Origin of the sequence: Streptomyces sp. NPDC051740, from assembly GCF_044453165.1 — a bacterium.
Taxonomy (GTDB): Bacteria; Actinomycetota; Actinomycetes; order Streptomycetales; family Streptomycetaceae; genus Streptomyces; species Streptomyces atrovirens.
In genome coordinates this window covers 196,981-220,913 of the sequence record NZ_JBITCL010000008.1, presented here as the reverse complement: position 1 = coordinate 220,913, position 23,933 = coordinate 196,981, and the positions used below count along the sequence as shown (strand labels likewise).

Below are 23,933 nucleotides of genomic sequence, written 5' to 3'. Positions count from 1 at the left end.
GATGAAGTGCGGTGGGCGGCGGCCGTCGCGCCGCCGCCCACCTCGCGGAACTACCTCGTTTCGACCGTGGCCATCGGGTCTTCATCGTTCTCCAGGGCGTTCACCGCGTTCTTCCAGGACGGGTCGGCCGAGTAGAGCTGGCTGCGCAAGTAGGCCCACACGAGAGCCCGCAGAGTCGCCACGCGCTCGGGATTCTCGTCGTCCGTCTCTGCCGCGTCGTATCCGGATATGCCACCGAAGATGTGACCAGCGCCGTACATGGTCACCATGGTCTTGTTGCCGCCGGGGCTGGCCGAGTAAGCGTCGGCACGGTAGCTGAGCCGATTGGAGAAGTTGGGGTTGAGGTCCTGATCGCCCACGATGATCAGGCCGGTGCCCGTCATCTGCTCGAAGTCGGTGTAATACAGCACCGGGTAGTTCGTCTTGGCCCACTCGGCGAAGTGCTCGTCGTTGCCGATGCCCGGAGCTCCGATGAGCACTCCCGCCTTGACACGAGAGTCGGAGAGGTCCTTCGGCCGGTCGTCGTCCGGGTCCAGCATCTGGGCTCCGAGGAGGAGGGAGACGGTGTTGCCGCCCAGGGAGTGTCCTACGGCACCGACACGGTCCCTGTCGATCCGCCGTTCGGCAAGACCAGGGACGGCGGCCTCGATGTCGTCGAGGCGGTCGAGGATGGTGTGCATGTCGGTGGCGCGGTCACGCCAGAACAGGGGCGCGTCCTCGAGGTCGGTGTCGCGCAGACCGAGGGCCGTCGAGTCCAGGTGGGTCGGCTGGATGACCGCGAACCCGTGGGCGGCGAAGAAGTTCGCCAGCGGCCCGTAGCCGTTGTGGGAGGACAGGAAGTTCGCCAGCCCGTGCCCGTGGGACAGGAGGATGAGCGGCAGGTCGGTGCCGGTCGCGGGGATCGACACCTTGACCTCCAGCGGCACGGGCCGGCCGGGAACGTCGAGGGTGACCGGGTGGTAGGTGAGGACGGGTTGCGACGCGTTGACCGGGATGTTGGCGGCGTCGCTGTACGGCTTGCTCATCGGAGCCCTTTCGAGATCGGTGGTGACATAGCGCCTGTCGTAACTGGCGGTAGACATGGAACTGGCGGTCGTGGCCGCGAGCCTGATGGGCCAGGAACGGCCGCCCGGCACCCGGGTCGGTGTGGACGGTGATCTCCGCAGTAGTGCACAGATGTCGGCAGGTGTTCGTCCCGCGGTCTGATGGCGGGGGGAGGGCGACTGACTCAACCTTCGACTGTCGTGCCTTCCTGGCCCGACGGATGCGCTTGTCTTGCTGGGAACTGTAAGATCAACCGCACAAACTGAACTAGGGCGAAAGTGACATGACTGAGTCCGCAACCGATGCGCGCCGCAGAAGAGCACGGTTCGGAGTCGAGAGCCTGGTTGTGCGCGCTGCCGATGGTGACTTCCCGACCGCTGTGAACAGCGGGTACACCGTCAAGATCACGCATGGCGGCTCCGCACCCCCTTTTCAGTACCTCGGGCGAACCCAGGGTCCCCCTGTTCCTGGCGCGGTGACGGTGATCGAGCCCCATGAGGTCGTGAGCTGCCTCGAACAGGACAAAGCCGCCGCTGACGGCCAGGCCATCGTGCAACTGATGTTCCTCGACGCCGATCTCATGCCGGTCGGCACAGGCCGGCCGCGCTTCCACGAGGTGACCTATTCGGACCAAGGCCTCTTCGACGGCATCGCTGCGCTGCACAGGGATTTGGCGCACGGCGAGGACGAGTTGGATCTTGAGTCGTCGCTGATCCGCTTGGTGGACGTCCTGCTCACCAGGCATGCGGATGCTCCCGGCGCAGCGAGTCCGGCACTTCGTCCTCGAGCGCTTCGTCACGTACGGGAGATGCTCCACAGCCAACTGAACTCCAACATCACGCTCGACGACCTCGCGGCAGTCGCCGGTTGCAGCAAACGCCATCTGATCAGGAGTTTCCGGCAGGCCTACGGGGTTCCGCCGCACCAGTACCGGACCCTGTTGCGCCTGGCCGGCGCCAAGTCCATGCTGATCGCGGGACAATCCGTGGCAGAGACCGCCGCCGAGCTCGGTTACTGCGATCAGAGCCAGCTCAACCGGCACTTCCGGCGGCGGTTCGGCATGAGCGCAGGCGGCTATGCCAGGAGCGTGCGGTAGACCTGCGATGTCTTGGCTCAACTGCCACCTTGCCGGCCCCCATGGGAAAGCGCTGACCGGTGGGCCGGGTCATGTCCGGGCCTGAAGCCCCCTCCGGAGCCGTGCGCGCAGGTTCGAATCCTGCTGGGGGCACTTCGCATGAGGTGCCCAAAGACCCCGTCCTCAGCGCTTTCGCTGAGGACGGGGTCTTCGCGTAGGTGCGGGCGGACGCAACCCGGGGCCGTCGTGGCGCCGGGACAAGACTTGGATCTATGCTCGGTACTTGCTCATTGAACTTTGGGGGGTGCATGAGCCAGGAACCCATGATCGCTTCGTGCGCCTACGGCTGTGTCGGTTGCTCGGTCCTGCTGGTGATCGCAGTCGTGATCGGCTCACTGGTGATCCAGTCAGTAGGCCTTGGGTCAGTGGTGTTCTTCATCGTCTGCTGCGCAGCCCTCTTGGGCGCGCAGTGGTATCAAAGGTCAGCCAAGAAGAAGGGGAAGTAGGGGGGAAGGACTGGGCCTCCGAGCAGCACCCTGAAGGCGCTCCCAGTCCCGCAGCGGCCACGCCTTGGCAGCTACTTGCCGCACTGCCGGCATGGCTTGAGGTTCTCCGCCTCCGCCTTCTTCCTGGAGATCTCGATCCGACCCTTGAAGGTCTCCGATTTGCCGTTCAGGGCAGGACAATCGGGGTCGGTGTGGTACGCATACCGGTACTCACCAACACGTACGTGCACATCGCCCATAAAAGATCCGTTCTGCTCGCCGGCTTCCAGATCGCCGACATCGCGGTCAACTGCCGCCCACCCGGACGGCTCACACATTGAGCGAACTCCTCGGCTGAGAGCCCACTGCGAGAACCTGGTGGCCGAGCCGGAGCACCATCATGATCTCGTGCAAGTCGGCCAGCGTCTCGCGGTCCGGCCAGTTCATCAGGTCGAAGCCGTGCCTGTGAACGAGCTCGGCGTACTCCGCCTGTACCTCCTTCCACCCGTACCGGTCGCAATGGAGCACACTCGCGGTGGCCGGCCTGGTCGACGGTCGCGCTCGACGACTTCGGCTCCGTCGACTTGGGCCGGGTCTGTCGGACAGCACGGGCAGGGCTGTGCTGTCCGACAGACCCGGCCCGGCCGATCGTTCCGCCGGGTCAACCGCCTTGGTGGAAAGAGAGGCCCGCGACCACGGATGTTCCGCGTGTGGGGCGGGGGCGGACGGTCCAGGCGGTGGCGAGGTGGTCGACGAGGAGTAGGCCCCGGCCGTTCTCGGAGTCCGTGTCCGGGTGGGCCAGTGCGGGCTTGCCGGTGCCGGGGTCGGAGACGGCGAGCCAGTAGTGGCCGTCGGCGGGCCACAGCACGAGTTCGATGAGGTCCTCGTCCTCCCGGCAGGTCCCGTGGCGGATGGCGTTGGTGACCAGTTCGGAGGTCAGCAGGCCCAGGTCGTCGCCCAGGTGCGGGCGAAGGACGTGCGGCAGTGATTCGGCGACGGCGTGGCGGGCCCTCCGTACGGAGGCGGGGTGGGCGGGGAAGTGCCAGTGGACGGGCACCAGGGGGATCTCGGGCATGACGAACTCCATTGCTGGATGAGGGGTTTGGGGCTCGCCGGTGGCCTACCGCCCTGGTCGCGGGCACACCCGTCCCAGGGCAGGCGGGCATGCTCGCGCGGTGCGCTTCCGGCATTGCGGTGTGTAGCTTGCGCGATACCGACAGTAGAGCAGTCGGTGGTAAATTTCCCACGCGCTCAAGAGAATTCACCACGGAGAGGTACGGCGGCCTCCGGGTGCCGCTGAGCCACCTCTACCGGATGGAAGGAACCCCGATGCCCCCGAGGACGACCCCCACAGAACGGCAGAAGCGGCTGGGAAGTGAGCTACGTCGGATCCGGACTGCGGCAGGGATGTCCGCAGAGTTCGCCGCGGGCCTGCTGGGTGTGGACCGAGGCAAGATCTCCAACATCGAGTCCGGAGTCCGGGGTATCAGCGCCGACCGCCTGCGCACACTGGCCTGCAACTGTGACGTGACCGATGAGACGTACATCGAGGCGCTCGTCGAGATGGCTCAGGCGAGTACGGGTTGGTGGGAGCGCTACCGGGGCATCCTGCCCCAAGGTTTGCTGGACATCGCGGAGACGGAAAGCCACGCCGTGCGCATGCGCGGCGCCAACACCGTGCACGTGCCCGGCGTACTCCAGACCTCGGAACAGGCGATGGCCATCTTCCGGGCTGCGGTTCCCGCCTTGCCCGAGCACGAGGTCGCCCTGCGACTTGCGCTGCGTTCCGAACGCCGACAGGTGATCACCGGCGACAGGGCGGTCCCGTACGTCGCGGTCATCCACGAGGCCGCGCTCCGGATGCAGTTCGGCGGTGCCGACGTGGCCCGTGCCCAATTGGATTACTTGCTGGAGGTGTCCGAGCGGGACAACGTCACCGTGCTCGTTCTGCCCTTCGCCCACGGTGCCTTCCCTGGTGCCGGGCAGACGGTCGTCCACATCGAAGGGCCCGTTCCGCAGCTCGACACGGTGCAGATGGACAGCTCCCACGGGCCCACCTTCCTCCACGCCGAAGGTCAGTTGGCGAAATACCGGGCGCAGCTCGATCTGTTGGAAAGTCTGGCTCTGTCGCCAGAGCAGTCCAGAGACTTCGTCCGCGACGTCTCACGCCAACTATGAGGAGTGTCAATGCCCGACATCACCTGGGAAGCCCCCTTCTGCGCCGAGGGCAGCTCCTGCTTCCGTCTCGGTACCGACGCCGACGGCAACGGGTACATAGCCGTCGCCGGTCAGGAGGAGAGCCCTCTCACCGACTCCCTCGAAGCCCTGCGCACCCTCATCACCGACATCAAGGCCGGTAAGGCCGACCACCTGCTGTAGGACCCGCGGCGCCCCGGCCCTGGCCCGCGTCAGCCGGCGGCGGGCTTGGGAGCGTTGAGGGTGCAGAGATCGCGGTGGTAGCCGATGTGCGCCTCGTCCATCGGGTGTCCGGGGTCGCGGCGCAGGGGGCGGGGTTCTCTGTCGCCTCTTGTTCCTCTGACCAGGCCGTCGGGGTCGATGTAGATCTCCAGGCCGTCGAAGAGGACGTGGCAGTTGGCGCACAGGCACAGGATGTTCCGCAGTTCGTCGGGGCCGTGGTGGGGTCTGCCCAGGCCTCTTATGTGCGCCGCCTGGCTGTAGGGGCGGTTCAGGTGGCGGAGCGCCGTGTCGCAGATCTGGCACCGGTCGCCCTCCAGCTCCTTGACCTTCCTGGCCAGGGCTTCGTCGCGGACGATGACGGAGTGGGTCGCGTCACGGCGTGGTGCGGGGCCGGTCGCCCGTCCGTGCTCGTCGTCCGTGTCGGCGCCGTTGCCCTCATCCTCCGGCGGGTTCGGCAGGCTGCCGGCTGTGGTGTATCCGGCCAGGCCTGTTCGCTCGAAGAGGGCCTGGCGGTCGACGTCCTGGAGGTACGTCTCGCAGATCGTGGTGATGGCGTCGAGGCGGGTCGCCGGGTCCCGGAGGAGAGCAGCGGCCTCTTCCTTGAAGCCGGCCTGCGGGTGGTGCGCGTCGAGGATGCTCCCCTTCGGCATCCGCTCGGCCGACTCGGCGGGTATGCCCTGGATCTCCCACAGCCCGCTGCCCCGGAGATGCCAGAACGGGTATTCCGGTGTGGCCTTCGCGTTGGGAAGGCCGAACTCGACCAGGAGCGGGCCGACCTCGTCCCGGAACCGTGGCCACGGGGTCATGCGGGGTCGCTCGTCGGCTTCGCGGGATATCGCCCACAGGAGGCTCAGCGGCTGGTGACGGCTGGGTGCCGGGTTCCCGGGGCCGCGGGAGACCTTGAGTTTCCGGAGGCGCTCCAGCAGGGCGGCACGGTCGAAGGGGGTCTCCCCGGTCTCCACCACGAAGCCGAGATCACGCAGGCACCGCGCCACCGTGGCCGCACCGCCGCTGAAGTCCCCCGCGCGGAGGAATTCGCCTGTGGCGTACCCGTGGGCGACACCGACGACGGCCTTCGAGTCGTAGCGAAGACCGTCCAGGACCAGCTCGTACGACCTGGCTCGCCTGAAGCCGTACTTCTGGAGGAAGTCGTCCCGGCCCAGACGGCGGAACTCCTCGGTCGCCGCGATGACGTCCTCGTACCTGATGTCGCCAAGCCCCATACGCCAAAGGCTAGTCGGACAGTATGACAATCCATGCGGCAAGTGAACCGCCCTGCCGGGAATCACGTCGGTCACACCGTACGAGGGCCGCCGGCCGACATCCGTCGGCGGCGGCCCTCCGTCCCTCAGGCGGGGCCGGGATCGAAGATCTCGTGTCCGCCGACTCGACGCCAGATGATGTGTGGCTCACCCGCGCGGACCTCGTCCGCGTACTGCCAGGTGGCACGCCCATCGGGCGCCCAGGTCATCTCCATGACGGGACGCGCGCCGGCAGGAAGTGGAACACCCTGGACCGGCTTGACCCGGAGGCCGGGCCGAAACCGCCCGCTGATCACATCCGGCACGAACTTGTCCCGAACGGTCTCCTTGAACCGCGCCCGTTCCTCCGGAAGGAGCTTCTTGAAGTCGCGGTCGAAGCGAGCAGTCGTCTCGAAAGTCGGCAATAGGGCCTCCCAGGGGTCGGGTCAGTTCTCCTTGCCGAGGTGCGCGAACATCTCGTCCACGTCCTCGTGGTGGGTCGTGCGGCCGACCGCGATGTCCTCGCTGGCCTCACGCTCGCCCGCCTGCCACCGCTCCGTCCAGAACCACGCCTGGTCGGTGCGGATCTTCCTCAGTCCGTGAACCTCGACGACACCCGCGTCATTGATCGCGAACTCAAGCTCGTCACCTGGGGAGACTCCCAGCGCCTCGCGCACCCCTGCGGGCAGCGTCAGCTGCCCCTTGTCGCGCACGCTGGCATGGAACGTGGCCGCAGCCATGGGTGACCTCCCTCTCTCCATCCCATGTCTTCTTTGCCGACCAGGTTACCCAGACCCCAGGGAAAATGCGACTCTCCAACTTTCCAACTTTCTCTCATTCTACCGTCTGTGGTCATGCCTCAGGGACATCCGGCAGTCGAGGCGCGGCCACGCCACGCGGATACGCGGGGACGGCAGAGGTCAGCGGTGTTCCCAGAGGCTGTGGAGCCGGAGAACATCCATCTGCCGCCGCGTGTGGAGTTCGTCCTGCCGCGAGGACGTCACCTGGGCGCCGCACGCCGACGGAAAGCTCGCGGACGAAGAGGGTGTCGCGCTCGGGTCCGGACCGTACGTCCTCACCGGGGGACGGAACACGACGCGGCAGGTGCGACCGGCAACCAACGGCCGACGGCACACGGCACACGGCCGAGATACGGCGAAGCCCTCGGCCACTGCGAGCCGGAGGCCTGAACGAAGCTGCTCGCCGAGGCCGTCGACACCGGCGCTCGTGCGCAGTGTCCCTCCGGTCCGCTCTCGTCCCGGGGCGGGGCGATGACGCCGGAAGGGAGCCCGTTCCTCGTGTCCCTGCGCGCCTTCCCGCAGGTCAGTGCCCCCGGCACCGCTCGCACTCACCGGACAGTGAAGATCGGCCAGTCGACGACGTTGTGGGAGTGTGACGGTTCAGGCGTCGCAGGACCGCAGCAAGCCGGGGGTGGCAGGCGCATACTGGGGGCAATGACAAAGTCTGCTGCACCCAAGCGCCATTTGCCCACGAGCCCCTTCAAGGCCCCGGTCACGCTGCCTCCCAAGGAGTTCGCCGTGGGCGACCAGGTCACACACGACATGTACGGCCTCGGCCGGGTCGTCGGTATCGAGGAGGGGATCGCCGCGGTCGTGAACTTCGGCTCGGAGGAACGGCGGATTCTGAGCCCGTACTCCAAGATGACCAAGCTGTAGGACCGCTGTGCCCGGTCACAGCATGCCGGGTCCCACCGGGACCCGTAACGAATGGGAGCCCCCTCATCAATCTGACCTCGCAGTTCTCCGCCCTGGAAGGGGCACCTCGCCCTGCTTCCGCGGCAGCGCCGCGTCCGGCGACACAGCCCTTCCACGCCCCGGACTTCGGGGACGACTGGTCCTTCGGCCCGGACGACGGTCCGGGGACGTTCCCGGACGAGGGTGTGGCACGGCCCAAGGCGGCCGGCCGCCGTCCGTGACGGTGGTCCGGCGGTGCCGGAGGTGACCGGGCTCACCCGCTGGAAGGCGGGTGAGCCCGGTCACGTGCAGGTGAGGCCCGAGGCGCGAGCGAACCACGGGGTGGTCGTCGCCGGGGGATGGCTCGGGTGCAGTGAGGGGGACAGCGGAGCCGGGGACGCGCGGAGCGAGGTCGGGAAGACCGGCTCCCAGCCGGATTCCTCCGCGCGGAAGAACCAGCGGTCGCCCAGCCGGGACGAGCAGGCGGGGTCCGTCGAACCGCCGCAGGCCGGTCCCATGCGCCGGGAGAAGTCCGGCACCAGCCACTTGCCGTCGCACTTCTCCGATGACCGCACAGCGCTCAGCCCCCACACGAGACCGTCGTCGCCCCGGGCCACTGCAGGACCGTGCGGGAAGGACGACCGGCCGGAGTCGCAGGAGCGCGGCCCGGCGGGGTCACGCGGGCCCCGGGGTACCCGGCCAGGTCGCCGTCACCAGCCAGTGGCGGGCCGTGAGGCGTACGCCGTCCTCCGTCTCGTACGGGCGGAAGGCGTCGGCGGCGGCCCGGCGGGCGCGGTCGACGTCCTCGGGGGCGGCGTCGCGCAGCCAGTGGCGCATCGGGCCCCAGCCGAAGAGGAAGGCGGCGGCGTCGGTCGCGTCCGTGCCCCATCCTTGCGGTACTTCGAGTGGGGTGACGGTGATCGCGTCGTAGCCGGCGTCGCCCAGGACGTGCCGGGTGCGTGCCGGGTCGGCGAAGGCCGCGGGGCCCGTCTCCGTCTTCTCGGAGAAGTCGGGCAGGGCGACGTGCTCGGCCACCGCCGCGAAGATCACCGACTGGTCCATGCGGTCGACGGACCGCGGGCAGACGAAGGCCAGGCGTCCGCCCGGACGCAGGGCGCGTCCGATGTTCGCGAACGCGGCGACCGGGTCGGCGAAGAACATGACGCCGAAGCGGCTCAGGGCGACGTCGAAGGACGCGGGCTCGAACGGGTGCACCTGGGCGTCGGCCTGGAGGTAGGAGACGTTGGTGAGGTGGTCCGCGGCGGTGCTCGCGCGGGCCCGTTCCAGCATGGGGGCCGACAGGTCGACGCCCACGGCGTGGTCCGCGGTGCGGGCGGCCAGCCGGGTCAGGTGTCCGTTGCCGCAGCCGATGTCCAGGACGCCGTCCGTGTCCCGGATGCGGGCGGCGGACAGGAGCGGGGCGTTGACGGGGTCGTTGAGGGCGTCGTAGCGCGACTGGTGGTCGGCCCAGTGCCGGCCCTCGTAGCCGTTCCACGCCTCGGACTGGTGGGTGTTCACGATCCGGTTGTCGGCCATACGGCACATGGTGCCCTGCGGGGACGTCCTGTGGGGCCCGTCGGCACGCTCGCACGGTTGCGTTCGTTCGTCCGGGCTCGCGTCGGAGGCGGTCGAGGGGTGAGGAGGCGGTACGGCCGCCGTGGGCCGGATGTGGAAGGGTGTTCCTCCGGTGGGGAGTACGTCGGCTTACGGCGGGGCCCGGGCTCCGCGGTGGAACGGGGGTGGGCATGGCCCTGGTCATGTGTCCGCTGTGCAGTGACGACGAGGACATCGAGGTGGTCCGGAGCCTGGAGGGCGGGGGCCGGGTCGTCAGGCACCGGTGCGGCTACGAGTGGGAGCACGTGGCACCCGCCGCCCCGAAGAGGGAACGGGCGCCCCGCTCCTTCTCCTTCGACGAGCTCGCGGCGCGCTTCCCGAAGGCCGAGGACGTCGAACCCGGCAGGCTGGAGCACGTGGCCCGGCTCAAGGAGCGGTACCTCGCCGTGCGGCCGGACTTCGATCCCCGGGTCGCGGCCTACTGGGCCGAGTACCAGGAGATCTTCTCCCCCGGCGGGTTGCGCGCGTGCGATCCGAGGCGTCTGAAGGACTTCGCCAACTCCGAGATCGGCGCCCGCCCCGGCAACCAGGCCACCTTCAACTCCGCCTGGAACGCCATGGGTGACGCCGCCGCCGGGGAGGCGACCCGCGAGACGATCGCGTACCTCCTGTACGGGCCCGAGGACACACCGCTCGGGGACCGGCTGCACCATCTGCTGGCCGGGACCAAGCCGTTCGCCATGACCGGGTTCAAGGAGGCGCTGCTCACGCGGGTGTTGTGCGTGGTGGAGCCCGAGCGGTTCCTGACGATCCTCAAGTACACGACGGAGGCGGGGGGCAAGCGCGAGATCGCGCGGAAGGTCTACGGGCTGGAGCTGCCGGCGCCGGAGTCGGTGAACTGGACCCTCGGGCGGCTCATCCTCTGGAGCAACGACCTGCTGCGTTCCCTGGTCGGCGAGGGGTTCGCCAACCAGCAGCACGCCGCCGCGTTCCTGTGGTGGGCGAAGGACCAGCCCGCCTGACATCCCGACCCAGCCGGGAGGATCAGCGGTAGGATGAGTGGCATGAGTGAGCCTACCGGCAAGTATTCGATCACCATGCCGCGTGACATCGCCGAAGCGGCCAAGGCCCGCAGTGGCCCGTCGGGGCTGTCCGCCTATGTCGCCGCCGCTGTCACCCGCCAGATCGAACGCGACAATCTCAACGAGCTCATCGCCGTTGCCGAGGCCGAGCACGGGCCCGTCACCGAGGACGAGATCCTGGCCCTGCGCGATCAGCTCCACCAGGCCCGGCAGCAGCAGACGCCGGGCGGAGCGAACGCCGCGTGAGCCGCTCCCCCGCCGTCCCGGGCGGCACGCTGGTGCTGGACAGCGAAGGACTCGCCAAGGCCGTCCTCCGCGACCGCGCGGTAACCGCCTGGTTCGCCCTCGCCCGTGCCGACGACCTGCGGGTGATCACCTCCACGGCCACGCTCGTGGAGGTCGTCCACCCTCGCATCAACCGCCCCGCCCTGGAGTGGACCCTTTCCCGCCTCGTCGTCGAACCCGTCACCGAGCCGATCGCCCGCCACGCCGCCGCCCTGCTCGCCGACGCCGGACTGCACGGCCACAAGTACGCCATCGACGCGATGCTCAGCGCGACCGCCCTGGCCGCTCCCGGGCCCGTCACCGTGCTCACCTCGGACCCGGAGGACATCGCCGCGTTCTGCGGAACACGCGCCACCGTCATCAAGGTCTGACGCCGGGGACCGCCCTGTCCGGCGCGGAAACCCGTCCCGAGCACCTTGCCGCGCGGCGCCCGGGACGTGACCGGTGTGGTGTCAGGAGGCCGGCATCAGGACCGTGTCGATGATGTGGACGTTGGCGTTGGCGGTCCTGACGTTGCCGCAGACCACCTTCGCGGAGTCGTTGACCGTGTAGTCCCCGTCCGCGCCGGACGTCGTCAGCTTCGACTTCTGCAGGGTTTCGAAGGAGCCGTTCTCCAGGTCCTCGGGGGCGAGCCGCTGGCCCACCACGTGGTAGGTGAGGATGTTCGTGAGCTGCTCCTTGTCGGCCAGCACCTTGTCCAGGGTGTCCTTCGGGATCTTCGCGAAGGCGTCGTCGGTGGGCGCGAACACCGTGATGTTCTCGGCGTTGTTGAGGGTGTCGACCAGGCCGGCCTTCTTCACCGCCGTCACCAGGGTGGACAGGGCCGGGTTGTTGGACGCGGCGGTGGCCACCGGGTCCTGGGCCATGCCGTCGAAGGAACCGGCGCCGTCCTCCGGCACCGAGGAGCAGGCCGGGCCGAACGGCTCGTCCGCCGGGGTGGCGCCGCCCATGCCCTCGCCGTACCCGGACCCGGACCCGGACGCGGAGTCCGAGGCCGGCGCCGACGCCGTCGCCTTGGCGGAGGAGTCCGACTTCGCCGAGTCGCCGCCGTCGTCGGAGCAGGCGCTCAGGGTGAGGGGGAGAGTGACGGCCGCGGTCAGGGTGAGGGCGATACGGCGGATACGGGGGTTCATCGCTGTTTCTCCTGGGGTTGGGACTGCCGGTTTCAAAGGGGTCGGAAAGTTCAGGGGGTTCAGGTGGTTCAGGTGGTTCAGGTGGTTCAGGGGGTCACTCGACGGTCACCACGACCGAGTGCCATCCGCTCGCCCCGTCGGGGACCGTGCGGGTGCGGCGCTCCGTCTGGGTCTCGCCGGTGCGGTCGGTGGCGCGGACCGTGAGGGTGTGGGTGCCCTTGGGGGCCTGCCAGGCGTAGGACCACTGGCGCCAGGTGTCGCGCGAGTCCTCGGCCGCCAGCCGGGCCTCCCGCCAGGGGCCGTCGTCGACGCGGACCTCGACCTTGTCGATGCCGCGGTGCTGCGCCCAGGCCACCCCGGCGACCATGACCGGGCCGGTCTCCGGGCGGGCGAAGGGCTTCGGGGTGTCGATCCGGGACTGTGTCCTGACCGGCGCCTCGCGGGCCCAGTCGCGCTTCACCCAGTAGGCGTCGTAGGCGTCGAACGTGGTGAGTTCGATGTCCTCGATCCACTTGCAGGCGGAGACGTAGCCGTACAGGCCGGGCACCACCATGCGGACCGGGAAGCCGTGGTCGAAGGGGAGGGGGCGGCCGTTCATGCCGAGGGCGAGCAGGGCGTCACGGCCGTCCATCAGGTCCTCGACCGGGCTGCCGATCGTCATGCCGTCCACCGAGCGGGCCACCAGCTGGTCGGCCGGGCCGCCCCGGGAGGGCGGGCGCACTCCGCACTCGGCGAGCAGGTCGGACAGGCGTACGCCGGTCCAGCGGGCGTTGCCCGCGTAGGGGCCGCCGACCTCGTTGGAGACGCAGGTGAGCGTGATGTCGCGCTCGACCAGGTCGCGGCGGAGCAGGTCGTCGTAGGAGAGGGTGGCCGGGCGGGTGACGCCCTTGCCGTGGATGCGCAGGCTCCAGGTGGTGGCGTCCACCTCGGGGACGGTCAGCGCGGTGTCCACGCGGTAGAAGTCGTCGTTCGGGGTGGTGAACGGGCTGATGCCGGGGATGCGGAGTCGGGCTCCCTTCGGGATCGCGGGGGCGGGTGAGGCGGGGGCCGGGAGCACGATGGCGTCGCGTGCGGCGACCGCGTCCCGGCTGCCGGTGCGCCGGAGCACGCGGCCCAGGGCGCCGGCCCCGGCGGAGGCGGCGGCAGCGGCGGTCGCGGCGAGCAGGAAGCCTCGGCGGTCCCAGTCCCCCGCGTGGGGCCCGCCCTGCGCATCGTGGCTTCGGAGGCGGCCGGCGAGGAGGAACAGTACGGCCGCTCCCACCACCGCTCCGACGACCGACGGCAGCGCGTCGACGGGGCCGGTGGAGTCCGGGCGGCTCACGGCGGCGGCGCCGCCGACCACGCCGAAAAGCAGGACTCCCGCCGCACCGGACCGCCGGAACCACAGCGCCAGAATTCCCAGCGCGAGGGCGAACAGGGTGAGTACGGCGAGGATTCCGACGCGCAGCACCAATTTGTCGTCGGTGCCGAATTCCCGGATCGCCCAGTCCTTCACGGCGGCGGGCGTGCGGTCGATCGCCGCACCCCCGACCGCCAGGACCGGGCCGGATCCCGGGTGTACCCAGGCCGCCACCGGTTCGGCGACGGCGAGCGCGGAGAACCCGGCCAGTACTCCGCTCAGCGCACCCAGGGGGTATCGCGTTTTCTTCTCGTCGTCGATCACGTGGGGAATCCGGCCCCGAAAGGCCCGCGGATTGGTCGTTCACCCGATTCGGTGAATCTTTTTTCAGCGGCCGATCCACACCAATCCGCACGCGTTCCCGCAACGGATTCAGGTGGGGAGTTCCATCAGGGCGAGCGGGTCGGAGGTGGGCCGGCGGGAGCCCCCCTCGGGTTCGACGGTGACGCCCATGGCGGACGCGCCGTCGACGGGGCCCTTCATCAGGACGGCCTGGTCGGTGCGGCCGGGGTCCATCAGACCGGCGGAGCGCATGGTGCCGCCGTCGTCGAACCAGAGCTGGTAGACCTTGCCGCCGGGCGGGCGCGCCATCCCGGCGGCGACGAACACCGCCCTGTCCCGGTCGCGGGAGACGACGACGGTGCCGGTGGCGCCGTCGCCCAGGGCCGCCGCCCGGGTCGTGGCGTCCGGGGCGGCCAGTACGGCGGCGATCTCCTCCGTGGCCTGTTCGGCGCGGCGGGCCTGCCGCTGGGCGTCCTCGGCGCGTTCGTGCTGCCAGACGGCCGTGCCGCCGAGCGCGGCGGCCGCCGCCAGGCAGGCGGCCAGCGCCCAACGGGACAGCCGGTGCGCCCGTACGGCCGTACGGCCCGGGCGGGGAGCGGCCGGCGGGCCGGGCGGCTGCTGCCGGACGGTGGTGACGCGGCGCAGCACCTGTTCCCGCATCGCGGGACGGGGCGGGGCGGAGAGGGCGAGGCCCAGGCGGGCGGCGGTGGCGGCGAGTTCGGCGGTCTCCTGCGCGCACGGCTCGCAGTCGGCGAGGTGGCGTTCGAAGGTCTCGCGTTCGTCGTCGGGCAGGGCGTGCAGGGCGTAGGCGCCGGTCATCCGGTGCAGGTCGGCGGTGGTCACGCGGTCACCCCCAGGCAGTCGCGGAGCCGGATGAGGCCGTCGCGCAGCCGGGTCTTGACCGTGCCCAGCGGGAGCGTCAGCGCTTCCGCCACCTGGCGGTAGGTCAGGCCGCGGTAGTAGGCAAGGGTGACGGCCTGCTGCTGGATCTCGGTGAGGGTGCGCAGGCAGCGGCGTACCTGCTCGCGCTCGATGCGGGCCTCGACCTGTTCGACGACCTCGTCGTACTCGGGCATCCGGGCCAGGGCTGCGGCCTTGTGGTCGCGGGCCGCCGCGGCCTCCACGGACCGCACCCGGTCCACGGCGCGGCGGTGGGCCAGGGTGAGGATCCAGTTGATGGCGGTGCCGCGGTCCGGGCGGTACGCGGGGGACGTGCGCCACACCTCGACCAGGACCTCCTGGGCCACCTCCTCCGACTGGGCCTGGTCCCGCAGTACGGAGCGGACGACTCCGAGGACCGGGCTCACCACCCGGTCGTAGACCGAGGCGAACGCCTCCTCGTCCCCCAGGGCGACACGGCCCACCAGCTCCTGGAGATCCGGCTCCCACGAGGGGTTTCTGCCGATATGGACTGCTTCTTTCACGTGGGCCCTCCGCGGTCGGGACATCTCCGGGCGTAATCCGATCCTGCGGGCGCCGCGGATTGGTCGCCGGAGGGAGAAATCGCAGGTGGGCACCGAGGGAGGGGGTCGGTGGGCGGGGTCAGCCTCCGATGTCTCCCGTGCCTCCCGCGCCTCTCGCGGCCCTCGGGGTCCCGACGCGGTCCGCGGTCTCCGGGGTCGCCGCCGTCTCCGCTCCCGAAGTCGTCGCGGTGCCCGGCCCCGTCGGTGCGGCCTCCGCTCCCGTCGGCGCGGTGGCCGTCGCCTCCGCGCCCGGGGTGACCGTCGACGTGATCTCGATGCGGTCGCCCGTCCGTGCCCGGGTGTAGAACCACTCCGCGTCCGTGAGGCTCATGCCCAGCCAGCCCGTCTCGGCGGAGAGGGCGGCGAGCGCCTTGGTGCCGGAGGCGAGGGCACCCGCGTAGACCGGTTGCCGGTCGGGGGTGCGCAGTTCCACCAGGTAGGGGACCTTGACCGCCCTGCCGGACTTGGTGGTGCCTTCGAGCGGCAGCATCTTGAGGTCGGCCTTGGCCGTCACCGTCATCCGGCTGCCGGGCGGGAACCGGCGGAAGGAGTGCGAGTCGACGCGCATGACGCGCTCGCCGACCGTGAGGGTGTGACGGCCCAGGTCCAGGACGCCGGCGGAGACGGGGACCGGGGTCGCCGTGGTGGGGGCGGGGGCGGGGGCGTCCGATGCCGCGGCCGGGGTCCGGCCGTTCCGGGCGGGTTCCTCCGTGTGCGGGGTGAACGCGACGGCCGTCAGCACGCAGACCGCCGTGGCCGCCGTGCCGAGCGCGGCGGTCGCCCTGCGGCTGCGGGAGCGGCGCCGGGCGCGGTCGCGGACCTCCGCGGCGCCGACGCGCGGCGGGGTCTCGTGCTGTGCGGCCAACTCGCGCAAGACACGGGCGAGTTCATCCGACACGGCCGCTCTCCCTCCAGGCCGGCTCCTCGGCCTCGTCCACCGCCAGGTGTCTGGCCAGTGCCGCCCGTCCGCGGGACAGCCTGGCCTTGACCGTGCCCACGGGTGCGCCTGTCTCGGAGGCTACCCGTTCGACACTGAGGTCGCACAGGTGGTGCAGGACGATGGCCATGCGCTGTTGCTCCGGCAGTTGGCGCAGCGCGGTGACCAGGGCGGTGCGGTCGGGGCCCGGTCCGGGGGTGGTCTCCTGCGGCGGGGTGCGCCGCACCAGCTCCAGCCAGCGTCTCGCACGGCGCCAGCGGCTCACCGCGAGGCGCATGGCGACGGTGCGTATCCATGCCTCGGGCGCCTCGTCGGCGAGCAGTCTCCGACGCCGGTCCCAGGCCCGTACGAACGCCTCCTGGACCACGTCCTGGGCCTCGCCGAGGTCCCCGGTGAAGGCGTACAACTGCCCGGTCAGACGGGGGAACGCGGCCGCGTAGAAAGCGTCGAACTCTTCCTCGGTCATGCCCTCCACCGGTGTCTCGGTTTTCCCGCGCGAACCGGCTGTCCCCCGCCATGCGTACGGGTTCCGCAGGTCGCGCACATCGAAGCACAACCCTTGAGGAAGACGTCGAACACGAGTGCCGAGATCCATTGACCCGTCGTCACGGACGCGTCGCACTCCCCTCGCCGCCCGGCGCGTCCGCCGCGAGCGGGCCCCGGGGAAGGCGACTTCACCGGGTACGCGCGCGTCCGCCGGCCGCGGCCGGTCGCCATCGCCCGGCCGGTCGCCGAAGTCTCCTGTAAATTACGAGAGTTGACGCGGCGCACGCCGGTGCGGGGGTGCGCGCGGTGGCGGCGGATCCCGCGGGACGCCGTCGACTTCCATGGACGACGGTGTCCGGTCCGGCTGCGTCGGCACGGCCGGGCGGGCAGTCGGCCGGGTGACGTTTCACACATACCGGCTACGCTCGGGTAACTCGTCGCTCCCGTGGACGCGTCGCCGGCCGTGTCCCCCGTCACCCACCTGATGGAGCACGGCACAACGGACACGCCCGCATTCGACAGTGACCCCTCCGCGCATCGCACAGAACACTCGTCATCGCCCCGAGTGCGACAGTTCCGATCGAGGAGAGCACTCGCGGCCATGCCCCGCCCCTCCGGAACTCCTGAAGTGCGGTTCGCCGTGCCGGCGGCGCGGGAGACGTGGGCCGACGCGGGGTACGCGCGGGACGGTACGCGCGGGAGCGGGCTCGGTCCGGAACAGGTCGGGGTGGGACTCGGCACCGTCCTCGGGAACGCGTCGGTGCCGGTCGGCGGGGACCGGAAGCCACGGGGAAGGGACCGCGCGGCGTCTCACCGCCGACCACGCCCATGACGGTGCCCTTGCGGGCGGTGCCGAGGCCGTCGTGACGCCGGCGTGCGGGCGGTGCCGAGGCCGTCGTGACGCCGGCGTGCGGGCGGTGCCGAGGCCGTCGTGACGCCGGCGTGCGGGCGGCCTTCCCTGCGGGTCAGGCCGAGCGTTCGCGGGACGGGGTCTTCGTTGTCGGGGTCTTCTTCGAAGGTGTCTTTCCGGCCGCGCTCTTCGCCGTCTTCTTCTCGGTCCGGCCCGTCTTCGACGTCGGCTCGCGCGCCGGGGACGCCGTCTTCTTCTCCGCCTTCGACGTGGACTTCCCGCCGCCGGTCCCCTTCGGGGACGAACGGGTCGTCCCGCGCTGCGGCAACCGCTCGGCCCCCGGCTCGCCGCGGACCGCGCGGACGCTCCGCTCCAGGGCCGTCGTCAGGTCCAGGACCTCGACGCCGCGCTCCGGTTCGGGCACCTCGGGCAGTGCCTCGCCGGAGATCTTGGCGGCGACGACCTCCTCCACCGCCTCGCGGTACTCGTCGCGCAGGTCCTCCAGGCCGACCTCGCTGAGGGCGTCCACCAGGTCGTCCGCGAGGTTCAGCTCCTTGTCGTGGAGGGTGACGTCCGCGTCGGGGGCGATCCCCTCGGGGCCGCGGACCTCGTCCGGCCAGAGCAGACCGTGCAGGGCGATCGCCTCGCCGACCACGCGGAGCATGCCCAGGCGCTCCCTGCCCCGCAGCGCGAACTTCGCGATGGCCACCCTGTTGCCGCGTTTCAGGGCCTCCCGCAGGAGCGTGTACGGCCTGGCGGCCGGTGCCCTGCCCGCCGCCAGGTAGTACGCGGCGCTCATCTGGAGCGGGTCGATGCTGTCCTCGGGGACGAAGGTGACGATCTCGATCGTCCTGGCGGTGGGGATCGGCAGGTGGGCCAGGTCCTCGTCGGTGATCGGGATGATCGTGCCGTCCGCCTCCTCGTAGCCCCTGCTGATCTCCTGGGCGGTGACCTCGCGGTCCTCCAGCTCGCAGAACTTGCGGTGGCGGATCCGGCCACCGTCCTCCGCGTGGATCTCGCGGAAGGGGACCGCGTGGCTCTCGGTGGCGTTCACGAGCTTGATCGGGATTCTGACCAGGCCGAACGAGATCACGCCGTTCCAGATGGATCTCATGTGCAGCACCTTTCCGGTCCGGCCGTCCACCGGTCACGGTAGGATGTTCGTCATACTTTGCCCGAGATTCTCATCTTATGGCGTTCCTCGCCGAGAGGGCGGCGGGGCGGCCGGTCACAGCCGGGCCCAGGTGTTCCGGTCCCGGGCCATCGCGTGCAGGGCCTCCGTGTCGGCCGGTTTCAGGACTCCGCCCGTACGGGTCAGGGTCTCCACGTCGGCGTCCGTCAGGACACGCACCTCGCGGGGCGGGGCCGGGACCGTCACGGCCGACGCGCCGACCAGGACGAGTACCGGGCGGACCTCGGCCGTCAGGGCGTGGGAGGCACGGTCGGCGTCGACCCGGACCCGGTGCAGCAGAGGGCGCGGTTCGTGGCGGCCCAGGGCGACCCGGGGGTCGGCGACCGTCACCCGCTGCCGGTGGGCGTACAGGGCGTGGACGGCGTACAGGCCGCCGGGGCCGATCAGCAGGTGGTGGATGCGGTCGCCGCCGGGGAGCGGGATCGAGTGCAGGGTGTGCCAGCCGGCGCCGTCCATGCGGTCCAGGGCCTCGCCCACCGTCCGCTCCGCGGTGAGCGCCCTGCGGCGCGGGTCGGGGCGGAGGCGGCGGGGCGGGCCGGGATCGCGGTCGAGGTCGATCAGCAGGGCCTCGCCGGGGCGGTTCGGCGCGAGGTCGTCGTCGGGGTGCAGGGACAGACGTGCCAGCTCGGCGGGGGTGGGGACCGGGGGCGGGCCGACCGAGACCGGGCCGGTGAGGAAGGGGCCCAGCGCGGTGAGCACGTCCTCCTCGTGGTCCTCGCCGAGCAGGTTGACCCTGGCCGTCTCACGGTCGTACCAGGCGAGGTCCCGGCCGTCCGGGAGGCGGACGTACAGCCTTTCCCGGCCGTGCCGCCAGGTCGGTATGACGCGCAGCCCGTCCATGCAACATCACCTCACGTCCATGGGAACAGGCGGGTGCTCCGGGGGCAAGAAGGTGGTTACCTTTGAGAGGAGTTGGGCGGTGAGGGTGGGGAGGCGCCGTTGCGTACCCGCGGGAGGCAACCCGACGTACCGGCTCCGGACAGTCCGTGGAACGAGGTCGTGCCCGGCCTGTGGATGGGCGGGCACGAGTTCCGGGGTCTTTCCGGCCGGCTGGAGTTCGCCGTGGTGAACCGGCAGTTCGATCTCGTGCAGACGCTGCTGCGGCTCCCCGGGCACGGGCCTGATCCCGGGGTCGAGCACCAGGTGTGGCCGATCCCCGACGGGCCGCTGGACGGGACGCAGCTCGCGGGCGTGATCCGGCTGGCGGAGGCGGCGTGCGAGGCACTGGACGGCGGCCGTACGGTCCTCGTGCGCTGTTACCACGGGTACAACCGCTCGGGTCTGGTGGTCGCGCACGCGCTGGTACGGCAGGGCAGGACCGCCGAGGCGGCGATCCGGCTGATCCGCTCCCGCCGCTCGCCCTGGGCCCTGCACAACGACCTGTTCGTCGACTACCTCCGTACCGGGCTGCCCACGGCGCGACTGCTGGAGGAGCTGGCGGAGTAGGCGGGGCGGGTGGTGCCGTCCCCGATGGCGCAGCAGGGCGGGCGGGCGCGGAGAGCCGCTCCTAGTGTGGCGATAAGTCACCTTCGACCCGTTTTCCCCGCATGTGGAGGTACCCCATGTCCCTGCGCCCCCCGCTCACCCGCCGCCTGCCCATAGCTCTCGCCGCCGGGGCCCTCGCGGTCGCGGCCGCCGTCGCCCCCGCCGTCGCCGCCGACGACCCGAACCAGGGCGGCGGCCAGGGGAACTGGAACCAGCAGGGCGGTGGCGGCAACAACAACCAGCAAGGTGGCAACACCAACCAGCAGGGCGGTAACGGCAACGCCAACCAGCAGGGCGGCCACCAGCAAGGCGGAGGCGGCAACCAGCAGGGCGGAGGCGGCAACCAGCAGGGCGGAGGCGGCAACCAGCAAGGCGGAGGCGGCTACCAGCAGGGCGGAGGCGGCAACCAGCAAGGCGGAGGCGGCTACCAGCAAGGCGGTGGCGGTGGCGGTGGCGGCAACAACCAGCAAGGCGGTAACGGCAACAACAACCAGCAGGACGGCGGCCACCAGCAAGGCGGTGGCGGTGGCGGCAACGGCAACAACCAGCAAGGTGGCAACGGCAACAACAACCAGCAGGGCGGCGGCCACCAGCAAGGCGGTGGCGGTGGCGGTGGCGGCAACAACCAGCAAGGCGGCAACGGCAACCAGCAGGGCGGCAACAACGATCTGGGCAACCAGGCCGGCGGCCACCAGGGCGACCAAGGAAACCTCGGCAACCAAGGCAACCAGGGCCAGTACAAAGGTGTCGTCACGGTGAACTCCCTGGCCCTGCGCAGCGCCCCGAACCGGGGTTCGCAGATCATCCGGTACGCCCACAAGGGCGACGTCGTCTCGATCTTCTGCAAGGTCCCGGGCGACAAGGTGAAGGGCAACCCCCTCTGGTACCTCCTCACGGACGGCACCTGGGCGTGGGGCCCGGCCGCCCACATCGACAACCTCGGCCCCGCGCCACGCTGGTGCTGATGAACGAAGCACGCAAAGCGCCCTATTCGGTTAAGTTCCGGACATGAGCAAGGCCGGTATCACCCTGGCGACGGCGGATCCCCCCGCGCCCACCGTCCGCCTCACCGGGCGCCGCGGCGTCGAACTCGCCCTGATCGTCCTGGCCGTCCTGCTGTCGGTGTACGGATACTGCGCCGTCGGCCTCGCCAGGAACGGCACCGTCCCGCCCGGCGCCGCCGGTTACGGCGCCGGGCTCGGCGTGCTCGCGCTGGTCGCCCATCTGGCGGTGCGCTGGCGCGCCCCGTGCGCCGACCCGGTGCTGCTCCCCATCGGGGTGCTGCTCAACGGTCTCGGCCTGGTGCTGATCTACCGGCTCGACCTGGAGACGCCGGGCGATCCGGCGGCCCCGGCCCAGCTCATCTGGTCGACGCTGGGCGTGGCGCTGTTCATCATGGTCGTCCTGGTGCTGCGCGACCACCGGGTGCTCCAGAACTACACCTACGTCTGCGTCACCGTCGCGCTGGTCCTGCTGACGGTCCCGATCCTCTTCCCCGCGGTGAACGGGGCGCGGATCTGGATCCGGGTCGCCGGATTCTCCATCCAGCCCGGTGAGTTCGCGAAGGTGCTGCTGGCGGTCTTCTTCGCCGCGTACCTCGCCGCGAACCGGGGCGCCCTCACCTATGCCGGCCGCCGCGTCCGGTGGCTGCGGCTGCCCACCGGGCGGGTGCTCGGCCCGATCCTCGCCGTCTGGCTGGTCAGTGTGGGCGTGCTGGTGCTGGAGCGGGACCTCGGTACCTCGCTGCTGTTCTTCGGTCTGTTCGTGGTCCTGCTGTACGTCGCCACCGGCCGCACGGGCTGGATCGCGGTGGGGCTGCTGCTGGCCTCGCTGGGTGCGGTGGCGGTGGGGCGGCTGGAGCCGCACGTGCACCACAGGATCGAGACCTGGCTGCACCCGTTCGGCTCCATCGAGGCGGGCGAGGGCCCGAACCAGATCGCCCAGTCCCTGTTCGCCTTCGCGGAGGGCGGGACGCTCGGCACCGGGCTCGGGCTCGGACACTCGGTGCTCATCGGCTTCGCGGTCAAGTCCGACTTCATCCTGGCGACGGCCGGGGAGGAGCTGGGCCTGGCGGGGCTGTCCGCGATCTTCCTGCTCTACGGGCTGCTGGTGGAGCGCGGCTACCGGGCGGGGCTGGCCCTGCGCGACCCGTTCGGGCGGCTGCTCGCGGTGGGCCTCGCCTCACTCGTGGCGCTCCAGGTGTTCGTGATCGCGGGCGGGGTGACCGGGCTGATCCCGCTGACCGGGATGGCGATGCCGTTCCTGGCGCAGGGCGGCTCGTCGGTGGTGACCAACTGGACGATCGTGGCGCTGCTGGTCCGGCTGGGCGACTCCGCGCGGCGGCAGGGCGGCGGGGGTGCGCCCCGGTGACCCGGCACATCCGGCACGCCGCGCTGTTCTGCGCCCTGCTGCTGGTGGCGCTGCTGGTGAACGCGACCCGTGTGCAGGTCCTGCACGCCGAGGACTACGAGGCCAACCCGGCCAACCGCCGGGACACCATCGCCCGCTACCGGCAGCCGCGCGGCGACATCCTGGTCGGCGGGCGGCCGGTCACCGGATCACGGGACACCGGTGAGCACCTGCGCTACGAACGGACGTACCGCGACGGGCCGTTGTACGCCCCGGTGACCGGCTTCGCCTCGCAGGAGTACGGCACGACACTGCTGGAGCACACGGAGGACGGGCTGCTGTCCGGTGCCGCCCCGGTGCTCGCGCCGCTGCCGCTGTGGAACGAGTTCACACGCGGTCACAACGCGGGCGGTCACGTCGTGACGACGATCGACCCGGCGGCGCAGCGGGCGGCGTACGAGGGGCTGCGCTCGCGGAAGGGCGCGGTGGCGGCGGTGGAGCCGTCGACCGGCCGGATTCTGGCGCTGGTGTCGGTCCCGTCGTACGACCCCGCGCTGCTGTCCGGGAACGGCGCGGTGGCGCGGGACGCCTGGGCGCGGCTGAACGCCGATCCGGACCGGCCGATGCTGAACCGGGCGGTGCAGCGGACGTATCCGCCGGGTTCGACGTTCAAGGTGGTCACCGCGGCGGCGGCGCTGGACGCCGGGGTGGTGAGGAACCTGGACAGGCCGACCGACTCCCCCGACCCGTACACCCTGCCGGGGACGAGGACCCGGCTGACCAACGGGTCCGAGGGGTGCGCGGACGCCTCGGTGCGGGAGGCGTTCGTCTGGTCCTGCAACACGGTGTTCGCCAAGCTGGGGGTCACCACGGGGGTGGAGGGGATGAGGGCGACGGCCGAGGCCTTCGGTTTCAACGACCCGGACGTACGGATCCCGTTCCGGGTGGCGCGCAGCACCTTCGACACCACGATGGACCGGGCACAGCTCGCGCTGTCGTCGATCGGGCAGTACAACACCCGGGCGACGCCCCTGCAGATGGCGATGGTCGCGGCGGCCGTGGCGGGCGGCGGGCAGGTGCGGGAGCCGTATCTGGTGGAGCGGACCACGCGGGCGGGCGGCAGCACGGTGTCGACGGCGGGTTCCCGTCCGGTACGGCGGGCCATGGACCCGGCGACGGCGACGCGGCTGCGGGAGCTGATGCGGGGCGTGGTGGAGGACGGCACCGGCACGAAGGCCGCGATCCCCGGTGCGATCGTGGGCGGCAAGACCGGTACCGCCCAGCACGGGCTGGGCAACTCCGGTACGCCGTACGCCTGGTTCGTCTCCTGGGCGCGGGGCGGTGCGGACATGGAGGCGAAGGTGGCGGTCGCGGTGGTGGTCGAGGACGCGGCGGCGAACCGGCGGGAGATCAGCGGCGGCGGGACGGCGGCGCCGATCGCGCGGGCGGTGATGGAGGCGGTGCTGAACTCGTAGGCCG

General features: G+C 70.9%; 26 protein-coding genes, 1 tRNA gene and 1 pseudogene. 12 read left to right on the top strand and 16 right to left on the bottom strand.

The features are described from left to right. Positions 1 to 50 precede the first annotated feature (50 nt). Positions 51 to 1,025 carry an alpha/beta hydrolase family protein gene (locus ACIA6T_RS16305; RefSeq protein WP_399447237.1) on the bottom strand — a complete coding sequence of 325 codons (975 nt, stop codon included), beginning with the start codon at positions 1,023 to 1,025 and terminating at the stop codon, positions 51 to 53. A 302-nt stretch (positions 1,026 to 1,327) separates the two neighbouring features. On the opposite strand from ACIA6T_RS16305, the gene ACIA6T_RS16300 reads away from it, so the two are divergent. Further along, entirely contained in the window at positions 1,328 to 2,140 is an 813-nt protein-coding gene (locus ACIA6T_RS16300) for a helix-turn-helix domain-containing protein (protein WP_399447146.1), read from the top strand. A gap of 35 nt (positions 2,141 to 2,175) precedes the next feature. Beyond that, positions 2,176 to 2,272 (top strand) — tRNA-OTHER (locus ACIA6T_RS16295). 424 nt (positions 2,273 to 2,696) lie between these two features. On the opposite strand, the gene ACIA6T_RS16290 is transcribed toward ACIA6T_RS16295, so the two are convergent. Then, positions 2,697 to 2,942 carry a hypothetical protein gene (locus ACIA6T_RS16290; RefSeq protein WP_399447145.1) on the bottom strand — a complete coding sequence of 82 codons (246 nt, stop codon included), beginning with the start codon at positions 2,940 to 2,942 and terminating at the stop codon, positions 2,697 to 2,699. 323 nt (positions 2,943 to 3,265) lie between these two features. After that, entirely contained in the window at positions 3,266 to 3,679 is a 414-nt protein-coding gene (locus tag ACIA6T_RS16285; RefSeq protein WP_399447144.1) for an ATP-binding protein, read from the bottom strand. 254 nt (positions 3,680 to 3,933) lie between these two features. On the opposite strand from ACIA6T_RS16285, the gene ACIA6T_RS16280 reads away from it, so the two are divergent. Beyond that, entirely contained in the window at positions 3,934 to 4,782 is an 849-nt protein-coding gene (locus ACIA6T_RS16280; protein WP_399447143.1) for a helix-turn-helix domain-containing protein, read from the top strand. A gap of 9 nt (positions 4,783 to 4,791) precedes the next feature. Next, entirely contained in the window at positions 4,792 to 4,983 is a 192-nt protein-coding gene (locus ACIA6T_RS16275; RefSeq protein ID WP_030860372.1) for a hypothetical protein, read from the top strand. A 29-nt stretch (positions 4,984 to 5,012) separates the two neighbouring features. Here ACIA6T_RS16275 and ACIA6T_RS16270 read toward each other — a convergent pair whose 3' ends face one another. The 3 genes from ACIA6T_RS16270 to ACIA6T_RS16260 form a co-directional block, all read right to left on the bottom strand. Next, positions 5,013 to 6,245: an HNH endonuclease gene (locus tag ACIA6T_RS16270; protein WP_399447142.1), complete on the bottom strand. Its 1,233-nt coding sequence runs from the start codon at positions 6,243 to 6,245 to the stop codon at positions 5,013 to 5,015. A gap of 125 nt (positions 6,246 to 6,370) precedes the next feature. Continuing rightward, positions 6,371 to 6,688 (bottom strand): hypothetical protein, encoded by a 318-nt coding sequence (locus ACIA6T_RS16265; protein ID WP_399447141.1) that lies wholly within the window; start codon positions 6,686 to 6,688, stop codon positions 6,371 to 6,373. 21 nt (positions 6,689 to 6,709) lie between these two features. Continuing rightward, entirely contained in the window at positions 6,710 to 7,003 is a 294-nt protein-coding gene (locus tag ACIA6T_RS16260) for an AbrB/MazE/SpoVT family DNA-binding domain-containing protein (protein ID WP_399447140.1), read from the bottom strand. 714 nt (positions 7,004 to 7,717) lie between these two features. Between ACIA6T_RS16260 and ACIA6T_RS16255 the strand changes: the two genes are divergently transcribed. Continuing rightward, a complete protein-coding gene (locus tag ACIA6T_RS16255; protein ID WP_073932461.1) occupies positions 7,718 to 7,939 on the top strand; it encodes a CarD family transcriptional regulator in 222 nt (73 codons plus the stop codon). A 320-nt stretch (positions 7,940 to 8,259) separates the two neighbouring features. Here ACIA6T_RS16255 and ACIA6T_RS16250 read toward each other — a convergent pair. Together ACIA6T_RS16250 and ACIA6T_RS16245 are read right to left on the bottom strand one after the other, a co-directional pair. Beyond that, positions 8,260 to 8,529 (bottom strand): annotated as a pseudogene (locus tag ACIA6T_RS16250) (hypothetical protein); the annotation flags it as partial. Positions 8,530 to 8,632: 103 nt separating this feature from the next. Continuing rightward, positions 8,633 to 9,493 carry a class I SAM-dependent methyltransferase gene (locus tag ACIA6T_RS16245; protein ID WP_399447139.1) on the bottom strand — a complete coding sequence of 287 codons (861 nt, stop codon included), beginning with the start codon at positions 9,491 to 9,493 and terminating at the stop codon, positions 8,633 to 8,635. A gap of 209 nt (positions 9,494 to 9,702) precedes the next feature. Here ACIA6T_RS16245 and ACIA6T_RS16240 point away from each other — a divergent pair, with 209 nt between their 5' ends. The 3 genes from ACIA6T_RS16240 to ACIA6T_RS16230 are packed head-to-tail and all read left to right on the top strand — an operon-like array spanning position 9,703 to position 11,249. After that, positions 9,703 to 10,533, top strand: coding sequence for a hypothetical protein (locus ACIA6T_RS16240; protein ID WP_399447138.1), 831 nt, complete (start codon positions 9,703 to 9,705; stop codon positions 10,531 to 10,533). Positions 10,534 to 10,575: 42 nt separating this feature from the next. Further along, the gene (locus tag ACIA6T_RS16235) at positions 10,576 to 10,839 is read left to right on the top strand and encodes a CopG family transcriptional regulator (protein ID WP_390814450.1); all 264 of its coding nucleotides are present in this window, start codon (positions 10,576 to 10,578) and stop codon (positions 10,837 to 10,839) included. After that, positions 10,836 to 11,249 carry a PIN domain-containing protein gene (locus ACIA6T_RS16230; protein ID WP_399447137.1) on the top strand — a complete coding sequence of 138 codons (414 nt, stop codon included), beginning with the start codon at positions 10,836 to 10,838 and terminating at the stop codon, positions 11,247 to 11,249. The genes ACIA6T_RS16235 and ACIA6T_RS16230 overlap by 4 nt, the downstream gene beginning before the upstream one ends. 81 nt (positions 11,250 to 11,330) lie before the next feature. On the opposite strand, the gene ACIA6T_RS16225 is transcribed toward ACIA6T_RS16230, so the two are convergent. The 8 genes from ACIA6T_RS16225 to ACIA6T_RS16190 form a co-directional block, all read right to left on the bottom strand. Next, positions 11,331 to 12,011, bottom strand: a complete 681-nt coding sequence (locus ACIA6T_RS16225) for a fasciclin domain-containing protein (protein WP_399447136.1) — start codon at positions 12,009 to 12,011, stop codon at positions 11,331 to 11,333. A gap of 94 nt (positions 12,012 to 12,105) precedes the next feature. Next, positions 12,106 to 13,674, bottom strand: coding sequence for a sulfite oxidase (locus ACIA6T_RS16220; protein ID WP_399447135.1), 1,569 nt, complete (start codon positions 13,672 to 13,674; stop codon positions 12,106 to 12,108). A gap of 108 nt (positions 13,675 to 13,782) precedes the next feature. Continuing rightward, on the bottom strand, positions 13,783 to 14,535 hold the full coding sequence (locus ACIA6T_RS16215; protein WP_399447134.1) for an anti-sigma factor domain-containing protein: 753 nt from the start codon (positions 14,533 to 14,535) through the stop codon (positions 13,783 to 13,785). After that, positions 14,532 to 15,116, bottom strand: a complete 585-nt coding sequence (locus ACIA6T_RS16210) for a sigma-70 family RNA polymerase sigma factor (RefSeq protein ID WP_399447133.1) — start codon at positions 15,114 to 15,116, stop codon at positions 14,532 to 14,534. Before ACIA6T_RS16210 ends, ACIA6T_RS16215 begins: the two co-directional genes overlap by 4 nt. Before the next feature lie 118 nt (positions 15,117 to 15,234). Continuing rightward, complete coding sequence (locus ACIA6T_RS16205; RefSeq protein WP_399447132.1) at positions 15,235 to 16,053, bottom strand: hypothetical protein; 819 nt, start codon at positions 16,051 to 16,053, stop codon at positions 15,235 to 15,237. Next, positions 16,043 to 16,558 carry a SigE family RNA polymerase sigma factor gene (locus ACIA6T_RS16200; RefSeq protein ID WP_399447131.1) on the bottom strand — a complete coding sequence of 172 codons (516 nt, stop codon included), beginning with the start codon at positions 16,556 to 16,558 and terminating at the stop codon, positions 16,043 to 16,045. Before ACIA6T_RS16200 ends, ACIA6T_RS16205 begins: the two co-directional genes overlap by 11 nt. Before the next feature lie 985 nt (positions 16,559 to 17,543). Then, positions 17,544 to 18,551, bottom strand: a complete 1,008-nt coding sequence (locus tag ACIA6T_RS16195) for a Ku protein (protein ID WP_399447130.1) — start codon at positions 18,549 to 18,551, stop codon at positions 17,544 to 17,546. A gap of 105 nt (positions 18,552 to 18,656) precedes the next feature. Beyond that, a complete protein-coding gene (locus ACIA6T_RS16190; protein WP_399447129.1) occupies positions 18,657 to 19,460 on the bottom strand; it encodes a nuclease-related domain-containing protein in 804 nt (267 codons plus the stop codon). 99 nt (positions 19,461 to 19,559) lie between these two features. On the opposite strand from ACIA6T_RS16190, the gene ACIA6T_RS16185 reads away from it, so the two are divergent. The 4 genes from ACIA6T_RS16185 (at position 19,560) to ACIA6T_RS16170 (ending at position 23,929) form a co-directional block, all read left to right on the top strand. Further along, positions 19,560 to 20,066, top strand: coding sequence for a protein phosphatase (locus ACIA6T_RS16185; protein ID WP_399447128.1), 507 nt, complete (start codon positions 19,560 to 19,562; stop codon positions 20,064 to 20,066). Between the two features lie 116 nt (positions 20,067 to 20,182). Next, positions 20,183 to 21,070 carry an SH3 domain-containing protein gene (locus ACIA6T_RS16180; RefSeq protein ID WP_399447126.1) on the top strand — a complete coding sequence of 296 codons (888 nt, stop codon included), beginning with the start codon at positions 20,183 to 20,185 and terminating at the stop codon, positions 21,068 to 21,070. 43 nt (positions 21,071 to 21,113) lie between these two features. Beyond that, positions 21,114 to 22,475, top strand: coding sequence for an FtsW/RodA/SpoVE family cell cycle protein (locus ACIA6T_RS16175; protein ID WP_399447125.1), 1,362 nt, complete (start codon positions 21,114 to 21,116; stop codon positions 22,473 to 22,475). After that, positions 22,472 to 23,929 carry a penicillin-binding transpeptidase domain-containing protein gene (locus tag ACIA6T_RS16170; protein ID WP_399447124.1) on the top strand — a complete coding sequence of 486 codons (1,458 nt, stop codon included), beginning with the start codon at positions 22,472 to 22,474 and terminating at the stop codon, positions 23,927 to 23,929. The genes ACIA6T_RS16175 and ACIA6T_RS16170 overlap by 4 nt, the downstream gene beginning before the upstream one ends. Positions 23,930 to 23,933 lie beyond the last annotated feature (4 nt).